Origin of the sequence: Tistrella sp., assembly GCF_002684955.1 — a bacterium.
GTDB classification, from domain to species: domain Bacteria; phylum Pseudomonadota; class Alphaproteobacteria; order Tistrellales; family Tistrellaceae; genus Tistrella; species Tistrella mobilis.
In genome coordinates, this window is record NZ_NYWI01000030.1 from 231,622 (window position 1) to 249,563 (window position 17,942).

General features: G+C 69.0%; 18 protein-coding genes, 1 pseudogene and 1 riboswitch. Of the genes and pseudogenes, 6 read left to right on the forward strand and 13 right to left on the reverse strand.

Going from position 1 to position 17,942, the window contains the following annotated elements; translation table 11 throughout:
* Positions 1-6 precede the first annotated feature (6 nt).
* Positions 7-126: riboswitch (TPP riboswitch) on the forward strand.
* A 101-nt stretch (positions 127-227) separates the two neighbouring features.
* Both thiM and thiE read left to right on the forward strand, forming a co-directional pair.
* The gene (gene thiM, locus CMO28_RS09990) at positions 228-1,037 is read left to right on the forward strand and encodes a hydroxyethylthiazole kinase (RefSeq protein ID WP_296713042.1); all 810 of its coding nucleotides are present in this window, start codon (positions 228-230) and stop codon (positions 1,035-1,037) included.
* The gene (gene thiE / locus CMO28_RS09995) at positions 1,034-1,672 is read left to right on the forward strand and encodes a thiamine phosphate synthase (protein ID WP_296713044.1); all 639 of its coding nucleotides are present in this window, start codon (positions 1,034-1,036) and stop codon (positions 1,670-1,672) included. Before thiM ends, thiE begins: the two co-directional genes overlap by 4 nt.
* Positions 1,673-1,686: 14 nt before the next feature.
* On the opposite strand, the gene CMO28_RS10000 is transcribed toward thiE, so the two are convergent.
* From CMO28_RS10000 to CMO28_RS10035, 8 genes and pseudogenes are all read right to left on the reverse strand, one after another.
* A complete protein-coding gene (locus CMO28_RS10000) occupies positions 1,687-2,895 on the reverse strand; it encodes a pyridoxal phosphate-dependent aminotransferase (protein WP_296713045.1) in 1,209 nt (402 codons plus the stop codon).
* Positions 2,896-3,133: 238 nt separating this feature from the next.
* Positions 3,134-3,667: pseudogene (locus tag CMO28_RS10005) on the reverse strand (HNH endonuclease); the annotation flags it as partial.
* A gap of 185 nt (positions 3,668-3,852) precedes the next feature.
* Positions 3,853-5,262 (reverse strand): sensor histidine kinase, encoded by a 1,410-nt coding sequence (locus CMO28_RS10010; protein WP_296713047.1) that lies wholly within the window; start codon positions 5,260-5,262, stop codon positions 3,853-3,855.
* Positions 5,263-5,389: 127 nt separating this feature from the next.
* Complete coding sequence (locus tag CMO28_RS10015; RefSeq protein ID WP_082828194.1) at positions 5,390-6,100, reverse strand: RraA family protein; 711 nt, start codon at positions 6,098-6,100, stop codon at positions 5,390-5,392.
* Positions 6,101-6,162: 62 nt separating this feature from the next.
* Positions 6,163-7,551: a hypothetical protein gene (locus CMO28_RS10020; protein WP_296713049.1), complete on the reverse strand. Its 1,389-nt coding sequence runs from the start codon at positions 7,549-7,551 to the stop codon at positions 6,163-6,165.
* Between the two features lie 49 nt (positions 7,552-7,600).
* Complete coding sequence (locus CMO28_RS10025; RefSeq protein ID WP_296713051.1) at positions 7,601-8,554, reverse strand: aminotransferase class IV; 954 nt, start codon at positions 8,552-8,554, stop codon at positions 7,601-7,603.
* 92 nt (positions 8,555-8,646) lie between these two features.
* Complete coding sequence (locus tag CMO28_RS10030) at positions 8,647-9,411, reverse strand: TenA family transcriptional regulator (RefSeq protein WP_062761528.1); 765 nt, start codon at positions 9,409-9,411, stop codon at positions 8,647-8,649.
* 71 nt (positions 9,412-9,482) lie between these two features.
* Positions 9,483-10,469: a hypothetical protein gene (locus CMO28_RS10035; RefSeq protein WP_296713053.1), complete on the reverse strand. Its 987-nt coding sequence runs from the start codon at positions 10,467-10,469 to the stop codon at positions 9,483-9,485.
* 303 nt (positions 10,470-10,772) lie between these two features.
* On the opposite strand from CMO28_RS10035, the gene CMO28_RS10040 reads away from it, so the two are divergent.
* Positions 10,773-11,801 carry a glutamate--tRNA ligase family protein gene (locus CMO28_RS10040; RefSeq protein WP_296713055.1) on the forward strand — a complete coding sequence of 343 codons (1,029 nt, stop codon included), beginning with the start codon at positions 10,773-10,775 and terminating at the stop codon, positions 11,799-11,801.
* 200 nt (positions 11,802-12,001) lie between these two features.
* Here the strand turns inward: CMO28_RS10040 and CMO28_RS10045 are convergent, their stop codons facing one another.
* Complete coding sequence (locus CMO28_RS10045) at positions 12,002-12,322, reverse strand: hypothetical protein (RefSeq protein WP_062761526.1); 321 nt, start codon at positions 12,320-12,322, stop codon at positions 12,002-12,004.
* 598 nt (positions 12,323-12,920) lie between these two features.
* Here CMO28_RS10045 and CMO28_RS10050 point away from each other — a divergent pair.
* Positions 12,921-13,346 carry an acyl-CoA thioesterase gene (locus CMO28_RS10050; RefSeq protein ID WP_062761525.1) on the forward strand — a complete coding sequence of 142 codons (426 nt, stop codon included), beginning with the start codon at positions 12,921-12,923 and terminating at the stop codon, positions 13,344-13,346.
* A gap of 47 nt (positions 13,347-13,393) precedes the next feature.
* Here the strand turns inward: CMO28_RS10050 and CMO28_RS10055 are convergent, their stop codons facing one another.
* Entirely contained in the window at positions 13,394-13,831 is a 438-nt protein-coding gene (locus CMO28_RS10055; protein WP_014746680.1) for a metallopeptidase family protein, read from the reverse strand.
* Between the two features lie 126 nt (positions 13,832-13,957).
* Here CMO28_RS10055 and CMO28_RS10060 point away from each other — a divergent pair, with 126 nt between their 5' ends.
* Complete coding sequence (locus CMO28_RS10060; RefSeq protein WP_014746679.1) at positions 13,958-14,266, forward strand: 4a-hydroxytetrahydrobiopterin dehydratase; 309 nt, start codon at positions 13,958-13,960, stop codon at positions 14,264-14,266.
* An 87-nt stretch (positions 14,267-14,353) separates the two neighbouring features.
* On the opposite strand, the gene CMO28_RS10065 is transcribed toward CMO28_RS10060, so the two are convergent.
* The 3 genes from CMO28_RS10065 to CMO28_RS10075 form a co-directional block, all read right to left on the reverse strand.
* The gene (locus tag CMO28_RS10065; protein WP_296713059.1) at positions 14,354-15,118 is read right to left on the reverse strand and encodes an SDR family NAD(P)-dependent oxidoreductase; all 765 of its coding nucleotides are present in this window, start codon (positions 15,116-15,118) and stop codon (positions 14,354-14,356) included.
* Positions 15,119-15,335: 217 nt separating this feature from the next.
* Positions 15,336-15,962, reverse strand: a complete 627-nt coding sequence (locus tag CMO28_RS10070; RefSeq protein ID WP_014746677.1) for a hypothetical protein — start codon at positions 15,960-15,962, stop codon at positions 15,336-15,338.
* The gene (locus CMO28_RS10075) at positions 15,959-16,921 is read right to left on the reverse strand and encodes a DMT family transporter (protein ID WP_296713061.1); all 963 of its coding nucleotides are present in this window, start codon (positions 16,919-16,921) and stop codon (positions 15,959-15,961) included. The genes CMO28_RS10070 and CMO28_RS10075 overlap by 4 nt, the downstream gene beginning before the upstream one ends.
* Positions 16,922-17,230: 309 nt before the next feature.
* Here CMO28_RS10075 and CMO28_RS10080 point away from each other — a divergent pair, with 309 nt between their 5' ends.
* Positions 17,231-17,941 (forward strand): CoA transferase subunit A, encoded by a 711-nt coding sequence (locus tag CMO28_RS10080; RefSeq protein WP_062761522.1) that lies wholly within the window; start codon positions 17,231-17,233, stop codon positions 17,939-17,941.
* The last annotated feature ends 1 nt before the right edge of the window (position 17,942 follow it).

The following is a 17,942-nucleotide window of genomic DNA, read 5'->3' on the forward strand; positions in this document are numbered from 1 at the left end:
GTCTGAAGACCTCACCAGGGGTGTCCCGACAAGGGGCTGAGATTCTGCCGGGCCGCAAGGCAGCGCAGGGACCCGAAGAACCTGATCCAGTTCATACTGGCGGAGGGATGGTGCGGATGGCCGGCCCCTGCAGCCCGATGAGGCGCGGGGGAGGCGGCGTTTCGAAACCTCTCCCTCTCTGCCGGTGCGGGCCGGGTCGATCAAGACCGAGAGAGGGAGGAACCGGAATGACCTCGCAGAAGACCGCCGGTGCCGCTGAACTCCATGCCCGCATGCGGCAGACTGCGCCGCTGGTGCAGTGCATTACCAATTATGTGGCGATGAACGTGGCGGCCAATGTGCTGCTCGCCGCCGGCGCCTCTCCGGCCATGGTCCATGCCGAGGAAGAGGCGGGTGAGTTCGCGGGCCTTGCCGGCGCACTGACCGTCAATATCGGCACCCTTTCCCCCGGCTGGGTCGGCGGCATGAAAGCGGCGATTGCGGGCGCCATGGCCGCCGGACGACCCTGGGTGCTGGACCCCGTCGCCCATTTCGCGACCGGCTACCGGCGACGTGTGGCCGCCGAGCTGCTGGCCTTGCGGCCCAGTGTAGTGCGCGGCAATGCGTCCGAGATCATCGCGCTCGATGGCGGGGTCAGCGCCGGCCAGGGGGCGGATGCCGGCGATCCGGTGGAACAGGCGGAAGAGGCGGCCCGGCGGCTGTCGCGGGCCCATGGCGCGGTGGTGGCGGTGACCGGCCCGGTGGATTTCGTGACCGACGGCAGGCGGGCGGCGCGGATCTCGGGCGGCTCGGCGCTGATGCCGAAGGTGACGGCGCTCGGCTGCTCGCTCACCTGCCTGGTCGGCGCCTTCACGGCCGTGGCCCCCGACGCCCCGTTCGAAGCGACGGTCGCGGCGCTCGCCACCTTCGCGGCGGCGGGAGAGGCGGCGGAACGGGGGGCAGAGGGCCCCGGCTCCTTCGCCATGCGCTTCCTGGATGCGCTGCATGGTCTCGAAGCCCCGGCGCTCGAGGCGGGGGAAAGGATCCGGCCGGCATGAAGCGTTTCGATCTCTCGCTCTATCTTGTTCTCGACCCCGATCTCTGTCGGGCGCGATCGATGGTGGAGACCACCCGCGCCGCCGTTGCCGGCGGGGCGACGATCGTTCAGCTGCGTGACAAGGCAGCCGGCACGGCCGGGCTGATCGAGACCGGCCGGGCGCTCATGTCGGTGCTGGACGGAACCGGCGTGCCGCTGATCGTGAACGACGATGTCGAGGCCGCGGTGGCGATCGGTGCCCATGGGCTGCATGTCGGCCAGGGCGACATGCCCGCGGCAGAGGCCCGCCGCCGGGTCGGGCCCCGGATGATCCTGGGCCTGTCGGTCGAGACCGAGGCGGCGGTACGGGTGGTCGATCCGGCGGTCGTCGACTATGTGGGGGCGGGCCCCGTCTTTGCGACCCAGACCAAGCCGGATCACGAGCCGCCGACCGGTTTCGACGGCCTTGCCCGGCTGGTGGCGCTGTCGCCCGTGCCGGCGGTGGCCATCGGCGGGCTGAAGGCGGAGCATGTGGCGCCGGTGCTGGCGTCGGGCGCCGAGGGGCTGGCGGTGGTCTCGGCCATCTGCGGCCAGCCCGATCCCGAGGCCGCGGCCCGGCTGATCGCCGGGGCCATCCGGGACTGTCGCCGGGGCTAACCCTGTCGCCGGGACTAAGTCTCCCGGGTGCCGGCAAAGAAGGCGTCGAGCCGCCGGGCCGCCTCGGCGGCGAGCGCCGGATCGATGGCGAAGCACAGGCGCAGATAGCCGCTGCCGCCGGGGCCGAAGGCGGAGCCGGGGGCGAGCCCGACGCCCGCTTCGCGCAGGATGCGCACGGCGGTGGAGAAGGCGTCGTTCATGCCGCGCACGCCGAAAAACAGGTAGAAGCCGCCATCGGGCTTCACCACCGTGATCTCGGGGATGCCGGCCAGCGCATCGAGCAGCACGTCGCGGGCGGCCATGGTGCGGGCGACCAGCGCCCTGACGCCGGGATCGCCCTCGTTCAGGGCCGAGATGGCGGCCTGCTGAATGAAGGTGGCGACGCCGGTGGTGTTGTACTGGGACAGGTTCTCGAACACCCGCGACATGCCGTCGGGGAAGATCACCCAGCCGGCACGCCAGCCGGTCATGCACCAGTTCTTGGAGAAGGTGTTGGTGACCAGCAGACGGTCATCGGGCTCCGTCACCTCAAGGAAGGAAGGTGCCGGCCGGTCGCCGTCGACGAACAGGCCGTAGACCTCGTCCGAGAAGATCCAGAGTCCGCGGGCGCGGGCGATGTGCACCAACTCGGCCATCTGCTCCCTGGGCATCACCCAGCCGGTCGGGTTGGAGGGGGAGTTGATCGCGATCGCCCGGGTCCGCGGGCCGATCGCCGCCACCAGATCGTCGAGGTCGAGCGAGAAGTGGCCGCCGTTCACCCTGAAGGGCACCGGCACCATCTTGCCGTGATTGATGCGCACGATCGCGTCCAGGTTGGGCCAGGTCGGCACCGGGGCGATCACCTCGTCCCCCGGCTCCAGGATCGCCTGGAAGGCCTGCATCATCGCCTGAACGCCGCCGGCCGTAACGCTGAACCGCCCGGGATCGACGGCCACGCCCCAATGACGGGCGTGATAGTCGGCGAGCGCCCGACGCAGTGCCGGCAGGCCATGGGCGTAGGTGTAGCGGGTCTGTCCGGCCTGCATGGCCTGTTCGGCGGCCACACGGATGAAATCCGGGGTCGGCAGGTCGCCTTCGCCGATCCACAGCCGGATCACCGACGGATCCTCGCGGGCCAGGTCGGCGATATCGGCGATCTGGTTGGTCGGCATGGCGGCCACCCGCGCCGACAACCCCAGCCTGCCGGCCACGCCCGTATTCGCCCCGCTCTCATGCCCGCTCATGACGCCCCACATCTGTCGACACCGTCTCAGGGTGCCGATCCTCGCGGATCGCGGGCACGAACGCAACGGGCGATCAGTCGTCTTCCAGCTGGACCCCCCAGTATTCACCCTCGGTCATGTCCCGCGGGAAGGCGCGGCCCTGGGCCTCGCTCTGGATGGCGCGCAAGGTGGTATGGGCGGCCAGCGCCCCATCCACCGCATCCTCGTCCGAGCGGATCTCGGACAGGCCGGCGAAGTTCAGATAGTCCCGCCAGCTTGGATGCAAATTGCCGGGCGGAAAGTGGCGCCCGGCTTCCTGGAGTTCGGTCAGGTCCGGGGCTTTGGGCACCGACCTGAGGGTCAGACCGCACTGCTCGGGCGTTCGGGCACCCTTGGCGGTGTTGCAGGCCGTGCAGGCGGTGACGACGTTCTGCCAGGTGGTGGTGCCGCCGCGGGCGCGGGGGACCACATGGTCGAAGGTCAGTTCTTCCGTGGCGAAACGCCGGCCGCAATACTGGCAGCGGAAACGGTCGCGCAGGAAGACGTTGAAGCGGGTAAAGGCCGGGCGACGGTTCACCGGCACATAGCTGCGCAGCGAGATCACGCTGGGCAGACGCATCTCCAGGCGCGGGCTGTGCACCACGGAGTCGTATTCGGAAAGGATGTTCACGCGATCGAGGAATACTGCCTTGATCGCGTCCTGCCACGACCACAGGGACAGCGGGAAGTAGCTGAGTGGTCGGTAGTCGGCGTTCAGTACCAGCGCCGGACAGGTGCTCGCGGATAGGCCCACAGGCTCCGTCTCCCCCTGAACCGGGCGGGCGTGGAGGACGCCCGCCTCGCGACCATATGGTATCAATGATTTGTGATGCTTGCATGAAAGATCAAGAGCCTGTGCGCGGGCCGGACTGGGGCCGGCACGGCACGGTTTCAACTGCAGGGGGATGCAGTCCGGTCGTTGACCGGGGGAATATCGGCTCAGGCGACGGGTAGTCTGAGGGTGATCGCGGTGCCGATGCGGCGCTGGCGTTCGATCGTCACGCTCCCCTCCATGGCTTCGGCCAGACGGCGGCTGATCGCGAGGCCGAGCCCGGTGCCTTCGATGCTCCGCCGGATGACGTTGCCGCCGCGCTCGAAGGGCTCGAACACCCGGTCGATCGCCTCGGGAGGAATGCCGATACCGTCATCGGTGACGGTGATCGCGACCATCTGACGGCCCGGTCCGGACGTCCGGTGTGCGGCGATGGTGATATGCCCGTCCTCGGGCGTGAACTTGACGGCGTTGCCGAGAAGATTGTTCAGGATCTGGCCGAGCGCACGATGATCGGCCGCCACGGGTGGCAGGTCCGGGGGCAGGTCGACCAGCAGCGACTGCCGTTTGGCGGCCGCCTGCGGACGAATGGCCGTCAGGGCGCCCTCGATCGCCCGGGAGACAGCCACTCTGCCGATCTCGACCTCGGTGCGGCCGCTCTCGATCCGGGCGACATCGAGCAGATCCTCGATCAGCGCCTTCAGCATCTGCCCAGACTGGTGAATATAGCCGGCCTGTTCGGAATAGCGGCGGAAGGTGGCGGCATCCGACCCGAACATCTGGTCGCGGATGATTTCGGAATAGCCGAGGATCGCGTTCAGCGGCGTCCGCAGCTCGTGGCTGACCTGGGCCAGGAAGCGGCTTTTGGCGTCGTTGGCCGCCTGGGCATCGTGCAGCGAGCGTTCCAGCCGGGCATTGGTGACGGTCAATTCATCGACCAGGGCCCGGATCCGTCCGGCATCGCGGGCCTGGCGTTCCAGCAACTGCCGGTTTTCGATGTTGAGCCGCAGCATGTCCGCGATCCAGCGGTGATGGCGGCCGGCAAAATTTCCGAAGATGACCAGATAGACGACATAGCATGCGGCCATGGTCAGATCCTGCCCCTCGTGACGGACGAGCAGGAAGACGATCGGCGGAATGGCCAGCGGTATCATGAAGGCCACCAGCATCGCCCGATCCATCACATAGGCGATGCCCACCGACGAGATGGCAAGCAGGACCACGACGGCAATCATCGTCGCCCCTGCGGTACCGAGCCCCAGGCCCGCGGCAACCCCCAACCCCCAGCCGAAGGACGCGACGGCGATGCCGCCGGCGACCATGGTTCTCTGGGCTTCGGTGACGGCGTCGGCTTCAGCGGCGCGCAGGGCCAGAAGGGCGACCGGAATGCGGATCGCCGAGATCGCCCACATCAGCACCACCCAGCCGATCGCCCAGAGATGGTCGACATAGGGCCACATCAAGGCGGTGGCCGCAGCCGCCCCCGGGAAGGTGGCGATTGCGGCGCGCCTCGAGAGTTCGGCCTCCATCGCCACCCGGGCGTTGCGCAGGCCGTCGCGTATGTCCCGCTCTCCCATCCGTCTCCGTCGTCCACCGCCATGATCAGGTGCGTACATCATGGCGACAGCCGGGGATCGAAAGTCAATCGGGACCGGTGGAAACCGCGCAAAGCAGGCAGGGAACGGCGCAGGTCGGGCCGATCGGTCAGGGCCGGGGCTCGACCTTGAGGGCGAAGCGGTTATAGCCGTGGCGGCGGCGTGCCTCGGCCAGAGGGATGCCGGCGCGGACATCGGCGATCACCCGCGCCTCCATCGCCTCCACCTCGCGCACCAGCCCGGCCACTTCCGCGCGCCGGGCCGCCGGCACGGCAACCACGCCCGAATCGTCGCCGACCAGCCAGTCGCCCGGCTCCACATGCGTGCCGCCCATGGTCACCGGCACCTGGGTCGCCACCATGCGCACCCGGTTCTTGCCCGACTTCATATAGGCGGTCAGCGAGAACATCGGATAGTCGAGCGCCATGATCTCGGTCGCATCGCGGCAGGCGCCGTCGATGACGGTACCGGCGATGCCACGGCTCTGGGCCAGCGCCGACAGGATGTCGCCCCAGACGGTGCACCAGGTGCGGCCGTCATTGGCCAGCGCCACCACATGGCCCGGCGGCACCTGTTCGATATAGTCGGCAGCCGGCGCCGGCTCGCCCGGGGCCACCGGTTCGAAGGCCACGGTGAAGGCCGGGCCGCAGACCCGATGGCCGGGCTTCAGCGGGCGGATGCCGAGCAGCCCGTTATTGTAGCCCAGCATGTCGAGCACATCGGAAACCGCGGCGGTCGAGGCGCGCGAGAGCACGGCGAGGACGCCGGCATCGTCGAGCGGCAGGGTTTCGGCAGCGGCGGCGGGGCTCTGGTCGGTCATGGGATGGTTCTTCCGTTGTCGTCGGGCGCGGGGGTGCGGGGACGGAGGCCGGGGGCGGCCGATCAGGCCGCGTCGGAGGCGAGGCCGGCGGCCTGGCGCGGCTCCGCCACCCGGACCGCAAGCTTGCGGCCGCCCTGGAACACGTTGACCCGTTCGTTGTTGCTGGCCTTGGCGCCGAAGCCGATGAAACGGCCACCGAAGACGAAGGTGTCGAGGCTGACCTTCATCGGCACGCAGGCGCCCGTCGCCGGGTCGGTCAGGATCGGATAGGTCAGCGGCGGCACGTAGCGCTGGGCGATATTGCCCTCGGCGAAGCCCTGTTCGATCTTCGCGATCCAGGTGGCGTGATCGGTGTCGCGACCGATGGTGACGCCGTCGCCGCGGATGTCGTAGGGCTCTTTCAGCACCCAGTCCTGCGGGCGTTCCATCAGCAGGTCGCGCAGATCGCGCGCGGCGCCCTCGAACAGCACCTGCTTGCCCGGCTCCAGCTTCGAGGCCCAGGGGAGCAGACGCTCGGCCAGCGCGCGTTCATCCTCGGTGAAGTGATGGGCGAAGCGCGGCTCGCGCACCAGCGCCAGGGTGCGCTTGCTTTCGGCCACATAGCGGGCCGGGAAGGGGTTGAGGTGCAGGATGGCGCGCGCCTCGATTGCCGCCGCCCAGCGCGGCAGCAGATCGGGATGGTCCGCGGTCAGCCGGCGCCAGTAGACGGTGTTGATCTTGTTCCAGCAGAGATCGATGCGGGTATCGCCCGCCCAGGCGGCGCCGTCGCGGAACACGACCGCGCGCGGGTCGACCACCAGGGTCCTTGTGCCGAGCGCCGTATAGGCGGCCGCCATTTCGACCGATTCGACATTGGCCTTGCCGTCTTCCTGCAGCACGGCCAGCACCGGATCCGGATTGGTGCCGCCCCAGAGCCGGTAGTCTTCCAGGAAGCGTTCGAGCAGGGGGGCGCCCTTGTCGAGCGGCAGCTTGCAGATGCCGAGCCCGGCGGCAGCGAGCGGCGCCTCGACCAGATCGTCGATCACGGCGTTGATCCGGCCGGTGAACATGGTGCCGGCCGGGCTGTCGGCATTGTTCTCCAGCACCACCACCCGGCCGTCGGGCAGGGCGGGATAGCCGTCGATCCGGCAGACCCGAACGGTGGAGGGCAGGTGATGGGGGGCCAGCGATGCGGCTTCTTCCGCGGGATCGAGCGCGATATAGGCCCGGACATCGGGGTCGGCGCGATAGGCTTCGACCGCCGATTCCAGCAGCGCCACATAGGCCTCCAGGTCGCGGGCATGGGCCTCTACCCGGTCGGCGCGCACCATCAGCGGCGCCGGGGCCAGGTCGAAGGCCTTGTTCTGGAAACGGGGAGCTGCGGCGACGGCGGCGGAGACGCGCCGGGCGAGGCCGGCCCCCTCGGCGGTCAGCCCGGCGAGGACGGTGGCGGCGGCATGCCAGTCGATCATGGCTCTGGACCCTTTTTCGGGGATGTATCCCTGACGAGGCGTGCGGCGGTCAGGCGACGGCGGCCGCATCGGGAAGCGGCAGGATCAGATCGCCCGCGGCGGCCCGGATGTCGCGCGCGCGCTCGAAATAGCGCGCAATGATCTGCTGCGAGACCGGTGCCGCGTCGGCCCGCTTCAGCACATGGCCGTCGATCTGGCCGATCAGCGCGTATTCAAGCCCGGTGCCGCAGAGGAAGGCTTCGTCCGCCGTCCAGGCATCGGCGCGGGTCAGCCGGGTTTCGACCGCGGGAATGCCGAGTTCGGCGGCAATGTCCAGGGTCAGCGCCCGGGTGATGCTGGGCAGCACGCCTTCCGACAGTGCCGGGGTCATCAGCCGGCCGTTCTTCACCAGGAACAGGATCGCGGTCGGCGCCTCGGACAGATAGCCGTCGGCATTGGCGAGCACGACGTTGTCGAAGCCCTGAGACTTCGCCTCCAGCATCGCGATGCGCGCGCCCGCATAATTGGAGATGTTCTTCGCCGCCGACGGGAAGGCCAGATCATGGGCGCGCTGCCAGGCGGAGAGCTTGACCTTCATCCGCTTGTCGTCGGCGAGCCAGGTCTTGCGCCCCTGGGCGGTGATGGTGACGGTCAGCAGCGGCTGGGCCGCCTGGCCCAGCTCCCCCGGATTGCCGGCCGAGATCGAGGGGCGGATATAGGCGTCGTCGGTGACGCCGTTCTGCGCCACCAGTTCGGCGATGATGTCGGGGATGCGGTCGATCCCGGGATCCGGCAGCCACATCATGCCGGCCGACGCCGCCAGCCGGTCGAGATGCGGGTGCAGTTCCAGCACCTTCAGCCCGCGGCCATCGGCCGTGCGGTAGATGCGGATGCCCTCGAAGACCGAGACCGCATAGCGCAGCGCAAGGCTGGCGGCATGCAGGGTCGCGGTTTCCCAGGGCACCAGGGCACCGTCGTGATGGCAGAGCGGGAAGGTCTTCGGTGAACGCACGGGTGTGGGCATGGCGCGGCTTCCGGGGCGGGGCGTCGGAGGGGGGCGTCGGGAGTGACGGGTCCGGGTCCGCCGCATGTACGGCGGCCCCGGACCCGGTCAGCTCAGGCGGCGACGTCCTGGTAGCGGAACGGCGCTTCGGCCGGGTCGTAGAAGTTGCGCAGCATGGCGTCGAAATGGGCGTGGCGCAGATCCAGCGCCCGGCCCAGCATGCGCACGCACTGGTCCTGCAGCTCGGGAGTGTTGGCGTAGCGGCGCAGCAGCTCACGCGCGACCGAGGCATGCTCGTCCTCGAGCTCGCTCACATGATCGTCGCCCTCGGTCGACGACGCATGATGGACGAAGTAGTCATAGCCCTCGGGCGGCAGCTGATAGACGTCGCGCATCACGTCGAGCATCGAACGCTTCTGCGGGTTCACGATCGGCGGCTGGCCTTCCATCAGCAGCAGCACCGAGGCGACGCCGGCCGTGAAATGGACGGCGGTGTTGTTGCAGACGCCGACATTGTGGTCGATCACCGCCTGGGTCTCGGGCAGCAGCGGGGCGGCCTGAATGTCATCCATGGTGACGCCGACCGAGTTGCCGAAATCGACGAAGGAGAGCAGGTGGCGGCGGCTGTCGGTCAGCCGGCCGGTCTCTTCCTCGTAGATGTTCTCGACCAGCGAGATGCGCAGCTCGTAATCGTCGATCCGCGAGGCGATGCCCAGGATGTTGCGGGTCCAGAAGTTCTTGATCGGCCAGCGGTGGATGACGAAGTTCTGCAGCAGCCGCTGCGTCGCCTTGCCGCTCATGATCAGCTGATAGAGCGGGCTGGTCATCTTCTTGCGCTCGGCAATCATGCGGTCGAGCGTTTCGACGAAGTCCGTCATGTCGAACCTTCCAGTCGTCGCGTGGGTGGATCGTTTGGTGAGAACGGGAATGGAGCCGGGGCGGTCGCGGTTCAGGCCGCGCCGCGGGCCAGGGCGCCTGCTTCCGCCGGCTGCATCAGACCGGCCAGCCGGCCGGCAAGCACATCCAGGAAGGCACGGCCGTCACGGGCCGCGTCTTCGCGCAGCGCCCGAAGATCGTCGAGATTGAGGTTCATGGATGCGGCGAGGCAGTTCTCGTAGAGCGCGAAGGCCCGCCGGTCGACCCAGTCGAGCAGATGCTCCGAGATCAGCCGCGCCAGCCGCTCATGGGCGAAGGCCCGGCCCTGGCCACGATGCAGATGCACGGCCAGCGCCTCGGTCTGGCAGTTGCCGCCGCCCTTGCCCATGCCGCCCAGCGACCCGTCGACGATGACGGCGCCGGCCTCGATCGCAGCCAATGTGTTGGCAAAGCCGAGACGGAGCCCGTCATGGGCATGGAAACCGATACCGGGGCCGGCCGGGCCCGTGGCCGCCACGATGTCCGAGATGCGCCGCGACACTTCGTGCGGATAAAGCCCGCCATTGCTGTCGGCGATGTAGAACCAGTTGGCACCGGCATCCCGGGCACGCCGTGCCACGTCGGGCGCCAGATCCAGCGGCTGTTCCGATGCCCGGATCAGATTGATCGCCGCTTCCATGCCCAGAGAGCGGATGCGCTCTGCATGGGTGAGCGCGGCATCGAGCCGGGCCGGCGTCGCCGGCATGCGCACCAGCCGCACGCCCTGATCGGCGAGGCGGGCATAGTCGTCCAGCATCACCTGATGGACATGCGCCATCACCGTCAGACCGGTGCGGTCCGACACCCGGCGCATCTGATCGACATACCAGGCCGGGCAGCAGGCTGCCGGCCGGCCGTCGTACAGGGCCTCGTCATGGGGCCGGTAATAGCCGATCTCCACATAGTCGAGGCCCGATGCCGCAAGGCCTGCCACCAGTGCTGCAGCCTGTTGCGGCGTAAAGCCGTGATCGTTGACATATCCGCCGTCGCGGAGTGTCACGTCGATGACCCTGATCGTCATGATACCACTCCTCAAGCTGGCGCCAGCCTTGCCTGCCCCCGAATGACCCGATCCCGCCCTGAGACCGGCAAATCCTGAAGGCGGGGCGCGCGCCGCCCGCGTCGCCCGTGATGGACATTCCGCGTCGCCTGGGGGTTTCATGGTCTTTGCTGCAGTCCCTTTGCAGCTTTATTGCAATATGAAACCCAAACCATAACGACCTCTGGTTGATATCCTCTGTCAGGACAGGACCGAGAGTCAATTATCGTTTTCGTTAATCGTCCCACGGTTGCATATGCACCTGAAAGACCCGGAGAAGGCCGGATGAGCCAGACCATCGATCCCGCGCCCCCGGCCGTGATGCCGGTCACCCGCTTCGCGCCAAGCCCGACGGGGCTGCTGCATCTGGGCCATGCATTGTCGGCGATCCTGTCTCACGATTACGCCCGGGCGCATGGCGGACGTTTCATCCTGCGGATCGAAGATATCGACACCACCCGGTGCCGCCCCGAATTCGTCGAGGCGATCTTCCGGGACCTGGACTGGCTGGGGGTGAGCTGGGATGGCGAGGTGCGCCGGCAATCGGAGCATTTCGACGACTATCGCACCGTGCTGGACCAACTGACGGCACGGGACCTGGTCTATCCCTGCTTCTGCACCCGGTCGGAGATCGAGGCCGAGATTGCGGCCAGTGCCTCGGCGCCCCACGGCCCGCCGCCTGCGGGACCCGACGGCCCGCTCTATCCCGGCACCTGCCGCAGGCTGACGCCTGCCGCGCGTGCGACCAGGCTGGCGGCGGGGCACCCGCACGCCCTCAGGCTGGACATGGCGGCAGCGCTGGCCGCCCTGGGGCCAGGCGCCGCCAGCCTCAACCGGACCGGCGCCGCCAGCCTCAACCGGACCGGCGCCGCCAGCCTCAGCCGGACCGACGCCGCCAGCCTCAGCCGGACCGACGCCGCCAGCCTCAGCCGGACCGATGCCGCCGGCCTCAGCTGGACCGATATGGATGGGGGGCCGGTGAAGGCGACGCCGGCCATTCACGGCGACGTGGTGCTGGCGCGCAAGGACGTGCCGGCCAGCTATCACCTGGCGGTCACGCATGACGACGCATTGCAGGGCATCACCCACATCATCCGCGGCCGCGATCTGGAGGCGGCAACCCATCTCCACCGTCTGCTTCAGGCGCTGACGGGCTGGCCGGTACCGGTCTGGCGGCATCATCGCCTGTTGACCGACGATCAGGGCCGACGGCTGGCCAAGCGCACGCCCGGCGTGCGGCTTGCCGATCTGCGCGAGGCGGGTGTCACGCCGGCCGACATCCGCCGGCGGCTGGGGCTGGCTGCCGCCGATTGAGCCCGGCCGCCCCGGACGGAAAAGCCCGGCCGCGCGGTGGGGCGCCGCGGGCCGGGCTTCGGGGCCGGCATGTCATGGGGATCAGCGCGCACGATCCGGGGGAAGGGGGCGTGGATCGCAGGCGGAGACATGCCGCCGCCGTCCCGGGGCATCATCGGAGGGGCGGATGCCGGTCGGGACGGGTGCGGGGAGGGCGGGGCCTAGTCGGCCACCGCCTTGAAGGTGATCAGCACCTGGCGGACCTCGACCAGCTGGCGGAGCTTGCGCGCCAGCTTTTCGGCCTCGCCCGGTGCAACGTCGTCGAGCTGAACGTCGATATGAACCTCGTCCGCACGGCCACCGACCCGCTGGCTGTGCCAGCGCGACGGCAGCAGGCTGCGCAGGGCGAAGACTTCCAGCACCCGCGACATGGTGCCGACCTCGGCGGCGGCGACCACGAAGAAGCAGGCGGTGGCAGGCGCCACCGCTTCGGCGGCCGGGGCGAGATGGGCGGTGGTGGTGCTGAGGGTGGCGGTCAACATGGGGGCGGTCCTCGTCGTCGGTAACCGGGGCCCTGCCGTTGTCGGGGGCCGTTTTCCGGTCACGGTCTCTGTCCCGACATCCGCCTGCCGCAACCGTCACGGGCGGGCAGGGGGACATCGCATGCCGTCATCTGGTCTCCCGGTCCTCAGCGGAGAACCGGGCCGATAATTCGAAGACCGGTCCAGCATGCAGTGTGACGCCGGCGGTGTCGGACAGAGACGCAGCTGCGGGGGAAGACGAAGACAGAGACGGTCATCGGGACCAACGCATCGATCTGGTGGCGGGCCGCAGGCGCCGCAAGCCGGCAGCGACCCTCATCGCAAGACGGGAAAACCCCCGGCCCCCTCAGAAGAGGGCCGGGCCCGTAATTCGCGCAAAACCGCGCGTATGGCGATGTCCGATCATGCTCATGTCCGCGATGGTATACCGATGCGCCGGGCTGTCAAGCCCCACGGGCGTTGCACCACGGGATCTGGCCGGCCGTTGCCGGCCCGTCTAGGATAGGCACCGCATGCCCCGGCCCGTTTGGGCGGCGGCAGATCAAAGAGAGGCGCCCGCATCCCGCGAGGCGCCCGCACCCAGGAGACGCCCTCCCCCATGGCCCGTTCGGATTTCGCGTTCCATTTCCCCTTCCGCATCCGCTATTCCGAGGTGGATGGTCAGCGCGTGGTGTTCAACGCGCATTACCTGACCTATTTCGACACCGCGATCACGGAATTTCTGCGCTCGCGCGAGATCGGCTATAACGATCACTTCTCGCCCGACACTTTCGACTTCCACCTGGTCAAGGCGACCGTCGAATACAAGCGGCCGATCCGGTTCGACGACGAGATCGATGTCTGCGTGCGCATCGGCGCGGCCGGCCGGTCGAGCGTGACCTTCGCGATCGAAATCCATCCCAAGGGCGAGGACGCGCTGCTCTCCACCGGCGAGATCATCTGGGTCTATACCGACATGAAGGCCGGTCGCTCGGCGCCCGTGCCGGGCTGGTTCCTGGAGCGCATGGGCTGGCAGGGCGCCTGACGGCTGCGGAGACCTCGGGGGGTCTGCGCGCGGGGGCGAGGCGGCGGTCAATCCGCCTCGATCCGCTCCATATCCTCGTCCGAAAAGCCGTAATGATGGCCGATTTCATGGATCAGCACATGGCGGATCAGCTCGTAGAGCGTCGAACCGGCGGCCTCGCCCTCGGTCTCGGCCCAGGCGTCGAGCAGCGGGCGGCGGTAGAGGAAGACCATGTCCGGCCAGGCCTGCGGCTGTGTCAGTGACCGCTCGGTCAGCGGCACGCCACGATAGAGGCCAAGCAGGCCGAACGGGTCTTCGATGCCCATCTCGGCCAGGGTCTCGTCGTCGGGAAAATCCTCGACCCGGATGGCGACCGGGCCGATCGCCTCGCGGAAGGCGGCTGGCAGGCTGCCGAAGGCCTGATCGGCGATCGCATCGAACACATCGAGGCCGGGCGCCACGAGATTGCCATAGCGGCGGGCCGGATCGTCCTCGGCAGCGGTCATCGGGCTTGCGTCTCCGTTGGGATGTCACGTCTCTCGGGTTGACAGGCCCTGCGCCTGCTGGCCCTTCTGGTGGTCAGGGATCCGCGGGCGCCAGAGGCCCGTGGACGCGATATGGGGAGCCCCGACATGGTCGAAAAGCTCGACCCCGCCGCCCGTGCCGAACTTCTTGCCTCGCTCTCCGGCTGGACCGAGGTGGAAGGCCGTGACGCGATCGAGAAGACCTTCCGCTTCACCGACTTCAAGGCCGCCTTCGGCTTCATGACCCGGGTCGCCATTGCGGCCGACGGACAGGACCATCATCCCGAATGGTCGAACGTCTACAACCGGGTCACGATTCTGTTGACCACCCATGATGCCGACGGCCTGTCGGCGCGCGACGCGAAGCTCGCCCGGGTGATCGAAGAGGCGGCAGCCGGCAGCGGCCTGTCCACCTGACCGGTCACAGGGAAAGGGCCGCTCCCCGTCGCGGGGCAGCGGCCCTTTCCCTGTCGTTTTTGCGGCCCTGCCGGGCCCGGCGGCGGTTCAGCGCGCCGACATGCGGATGGCGCCGTCCAGGCGGATGACCTCGCCGTTCAGCATGCTGTTCTCGACGATGTGGCGGGCGAGCGCCGCATATTCCTCGGGCCGGCCGAGGCGCGAGGGGAAGGGCACGCTGGCGCCCAGGCTGTCCTGAACCTGCTGCGGCAGGCCGAAGAGCATCGGCGTGCCGAAGATGCCCGGGGCGATGGTGCACATGCGGATGCCGTGCTGGGCCAGTTCACGCGCAACCGGCAGCAGCAGGCCGACCACACCGCCCTTCGACGCCGAATAGGCCGACTGGCCGACCTGGCCTTCAAAAGCCGCGATCGAGGCGGTGTTGATGATCACGCCGCGCTCGCCGTCCTGGGTCACCGGATCGGCCTTCGCCATCTGGGCGGCGGCAAGGCGGATCATGTTGAAGGTGCCGATCAGATTGACGTTCACCACCTTCGAGAAGGCGTCGAGCGAGGCCGGGCCTTCCTTGCCGAGCACCTTGAAGGCGGGCGCGATACCGGCGCAGTTGACCAGGATGCGGACCGGGCCATGGGCGGCGGCGGCCGTTTCGAAGGCGGCCTCGGCGGCGGCCGGGTCGGTCACGTCCAGCTTGATCGAGAGGCCGCCGATCTCGCGCGCCAGCTCTTCGATCGCCTGCTCGTTCAGGTCGACGACGGTCACCTTGGCGCCGGCGGCGGCGAGCGCCCGGGCCGTGCCGGCGCCCAGGCCGGAGGCACCACCGGTCACGACTGCGGCAACACCGTTGATCTGCATGGGTCCTGGTCTCCTCGATCGCTGTCGCTGCGGGGCCGGGGCGCGGGGCGGCGACCTCCGGAATTCTCCCCCATCGCCGGGCATTGATCCGCCATTCAGCGGCAGGGGTCAAGCCCGGCCGACCCGCGGGTCACCCCGCGACGGCCGGGTCGCGCCGCAGGCGAGCGCCCGGTTGCCGGATCAGGGCCGAAGCCATCGCGCGGCGTGAGGCCGGCGGTCAGGAGTCGAGGGTGCGGGTGCCGACCGGCGTCCAGCCGGCCCAGCCGGCCAGCCAGTCGATCAGGTCGTGGAAGGCATCGAGGTCGTCGTCGCCTGCAGGCGGCACCACCGTCGGGCGCCCGCCGCGTTCAACCACCCGGCTGAGGGCCAGCCGCCCGCGGCTTCGGTCCACCGCGACCACGGCCAGCCAGCGGGCACCGTCGCCCGCGATCAGTTCCTCGCCCTCGTCATCCTCGTGCTGGATCATCGGCCGCGAGGCGCCACCGGCCGAGGGCGCGCCCTCGAACACGCCCGAGAACACGATCGCGCTCGGGTTGGCCGCGACCGCGATCGCACGGGCGGCGCGCTCGTCTTCCGGCCCGTCGCCGGGCAGGTCCAGCTCCAGCACCCGTTCGGCCTCTTCCTCGCCGCGATCCACTTCGGCCAGGAAGTCGGGGAAGTCTTCGCCCAGCGCATCCTGCAGGGCTTCGAGCCCGGCATCCCCCATGCCGATGCGCGAGGCACCGAACCAGATCAGCCGCCAGAGCGGCCGGCCGTCGCCGGCTTCCACGCGCTCCACCGCCTCGCGCTGATTGACGGCGAGAATGGTGGCGAGGGCGGGGCGGCTTGTCTCACGGTCGGTCATTTGTCCTCGGACGTGATTTCGGGGCGGTCGGGCTGTGGTGCCGTCGTGATCTGCCCGGCCGTGGGCCGGCTGGCCAGCCGCGCCTCGCGGCGGGTGATGTAGACGGCCGAGCCGATGATGACGGTTGCGCCGACCAAGGTCCAGGGGTCCGGTACCTCGTCGAAGAAGGCAAGGCCGATCAGCACCGCAAAGGGCAGGCGGGTGAAGTCGAACGGCATCACCGCCGAGGGGGGGGCGGCGGCATAGGCGCGGGACAGGAAGATCTGGGCGATGATGGCGGTGGCGCCCACCAGCAGCAGCCAGGCCCAGCCCTCCCAGCCCGGCCAGGTCCAGACGAAGGCGGCCGGGATCAGCGAGATCGGCGTCATCACGATATTGGACCAGAAGGTGATCACCGCCGGCCCGTCATGGGCGGCCATGCGCCGGATCGAGATCGCCGACGAGGCCATGAACAGCGCCGAGGCGAGCGCGGCGATGGTGCCGGCCGACACCTCGGTAAAGCCGGGGCGCAGCACCACCAGCGTGCCGGCGAAGCCCACCGCCAGCGCGGTCCAGCGCCGGGCCCGCACCGTTTCACCCAGGGTGATGACGGCGAGCAGGGTTGCAAAGAGCGGCAGGGTGAAGTTCAGCGCCACCGCATCGGCAAGCGGGATGGTCGCCACGGCGAAGAACCAGGTGGACATCGCCAGGAAGCTGGTCAGCCCGCGCAGCCCGAACAGGGTCCAGCGCCGCCGGAAATCATAGGGCAGCGGCAGCCGGCGCAGCATGGGCACCATCAGCACCACGCCGAACAGGTTGCGGAAGAACACCACCTCCAGCGGGTGGACATGCTGGGCCGCCATGCGGATCTCGGCCGCAAGCAGGGCCAGCATGCCGCAGGCGGCGGTCATCCAGAGCCCGCCCACGATCAGGGCGCGGCCCGGATCGACCGGGGCGGACGGGACAGGACGGACGGGCATCTGGGGAACCTGACGGGCGGATCGCGGCGGGTGACGAGACAATAGCCCCCCGATCGGCGGCGATGCCAATGGTCTGCGGACCCCTGCTTGCGCATGGCCGGAATGCAGGCGGCAGCGAACGCCGTATGGATGCGGCCCCCGATCCCGACGGCCGGCCGCCCAAAGCCCGGCGGGCCAAGCACTTGCCGGATATCCGCGGTTTCGCCCCGGCCAGGGGCGGCGCTCATTGACAGCGTCGGCCCCGCCGCTTATCAAACGGGGACCGGGGGTATCATCGGGGGGAAACCCTCGCGAGAAAAGGCGGTATGCATGAGCAAGAAAGTCTACCCTGACGCGGTGGCGGCGCTCGCCGGCCTGCTCAGGGACGGCATGACCATCATGTCCGGCGGCTTCGGACTGTGCGGCATTCCGGAAAACCTGATCCTTGCGATCCGCGAGTCCGGCGTTCGCGACCTGACTGTCATCTCGAACAATGCGGGCGTCGACGGCTTCGGCCTCGGCATCCTGCTCGAGACCCGGCAGGTGCGGAAGATGGTCTCGTCCTATGTGGGCGAGAACAAGACCTTCGAGAAGCAGTACCTCGCGGGCGAGCTGGAGCTTGAGTTCAACCCGCAGGGCACGCTGGCCGAGCGCATCCGCGCCGGCGGTGCCGGTATCCCGGCCTTCTTCACCAAGACCGGCGTCGGCACCATCGTCGCCGACGGCAAGGAAGTCCGCGAGTTCGATGGCGAGCAGTACGTCATGGAGCGCGGCCTGGTCGCCGATCTGTCGATCGTGAAGGCCTGGAAGGGCGATACCGAGGGCAATCTGATCTATCGGATGACCGCCCGGAACTTCAATCCGATGATGGCGACCGCGGGCAAGGTGACCGTGGCCGAGGTCGAGGAACTGGTCGAGCCGGGTGCCCTTGGCGCCGACGCGATCCATACCCCCGGCATCTTCGTCCAGCGGATCCTGGCCGGCAGCAATTACGAGAAGCGCATCGAGCAGCGCACCACTCGTGCCCGTGGGGAGGCGTGAC

Coding starts and splice junctions, on each gene's coding strand:
- thiM (WP_296713042.1), top strand. CDS start 228: ATGACCTCGCAGAAGACCGCCGGTGCCGCTGAACTCCATGCCCGCATG.
- thiE (WP_296713044.1), top strand. CDS start 1,034: ATGAAGCGTTTCGATCTCTCGCTCTATCTTGTTCTCGACCCCGATCTC.
- CMO28_RS10000 (WP_296713045.1), bottom strand. CDS start 2,895: ATGAGCGGGCATGAGAGCGGGGCGAATACGGGCGTGGCCGGCAGGCTG.
- CMO28_RS10010 (WP_296713047.1), bottom strand. CDS start 5,262: ATGGGAGAGCGGGACATACGCGACGGCCTGCGCAACGCCCGGGTGGCG.
- CMO28_RS10015 (WP_082828194.1), bottom strand. CDS start 6,100: ATGACCGACCAGAGCCCCGCCGCCGCTGCCGAAACCCTGCCGCTCGAC.
- CMO28_RS10020 (WP_296713049.1), bottom strand. CDS start 7,551: ATGATCGACTGGCATGCCGCCGCCACCGTCCTCGCCGGGCTGACCGCC.
- CMO28_RS10025 (WP_296713051.1), bottom strand. CDS start 8,554: ATGCCCACACCCGTGCGTTCACCGAAGACCTTCCCGCTCTGCCATCAC.
- CMO28_RS10030 (WP_062761528.1), bottom strand. CDS start 9,411: ATGACGGACTTCGTCGAAACGCTCGACCGCATGATTGCCGAGCGCAAG.
- CMO28_RS10035 (WP_296713053.1), bottom strand. CDS start 10,469: ATGACGATCAGGGTCATCGACGTGACACTCCGCGACGGCGGATATGTC.
- CMO28_RS10040 (WP_296713055.1), top strand. CDS start 10,773: ATGAGCCAGACCATCGATCCCGCGCCCCCGGCCGTGATGCCGGTCACC.
- CMO28_RS10045 (WP_062761526.1), bottom strand. CDS start 12,322: ATGTTGACCGCCACCCTCAGCACCACCACCGCCCATCTCGCCCCGGCC.
- CMO28_RS10050 (WP_062761525.1), top strand. CDS start 12,921: ATGGCCCGTTCGGATTTCGCGTTCCATTTCCCCTTCCGCATCCGCTAT.
- CMO28_RS10055 (WP_014746680.1), bottom strand. CDS start 13,831: ATGACCGCTGCCGAGGACGATCCGGCCCGCCGCTATGGCAATCTCGTG.
- CMO28_RS10060 (WP_014746679.1), top strand. CDS start 13,958: ATGGTCGAAAAGCTCGACCCCGCCGCCCGTGCCGAACTTCTTGCCTCG.
- CMO28_RS10065 (WP_296713059.1), bottom strand. CDS start 15,118: ATGCAGATCAACGGTGTTGCCGCAGTCGTGACCGGTGGTGCCTCCGGC.
- CMO28_RS10070 (WP_014746677.1), bottom strand. CDS start 15,962: ATGACCGACCGTGAGACAAGCCGCCCCGCCCTCGCCACCATTCTCGCC.
- CMO28_RS10075 (WP_296713061.1), bottom strand. CDS start 16,921: ATGCCCGTCCGTCCTGTCCCGTCCGCCCCGGTCGATCCGGGCCGCGCC.
- CMO28_RS10080 (WP_062761522.1), top strand. CDS start 17,231: ATGAGCAAGAAAGTCTACCCTGACGCGGTGGCGGCGCTCGCCGGCCTG.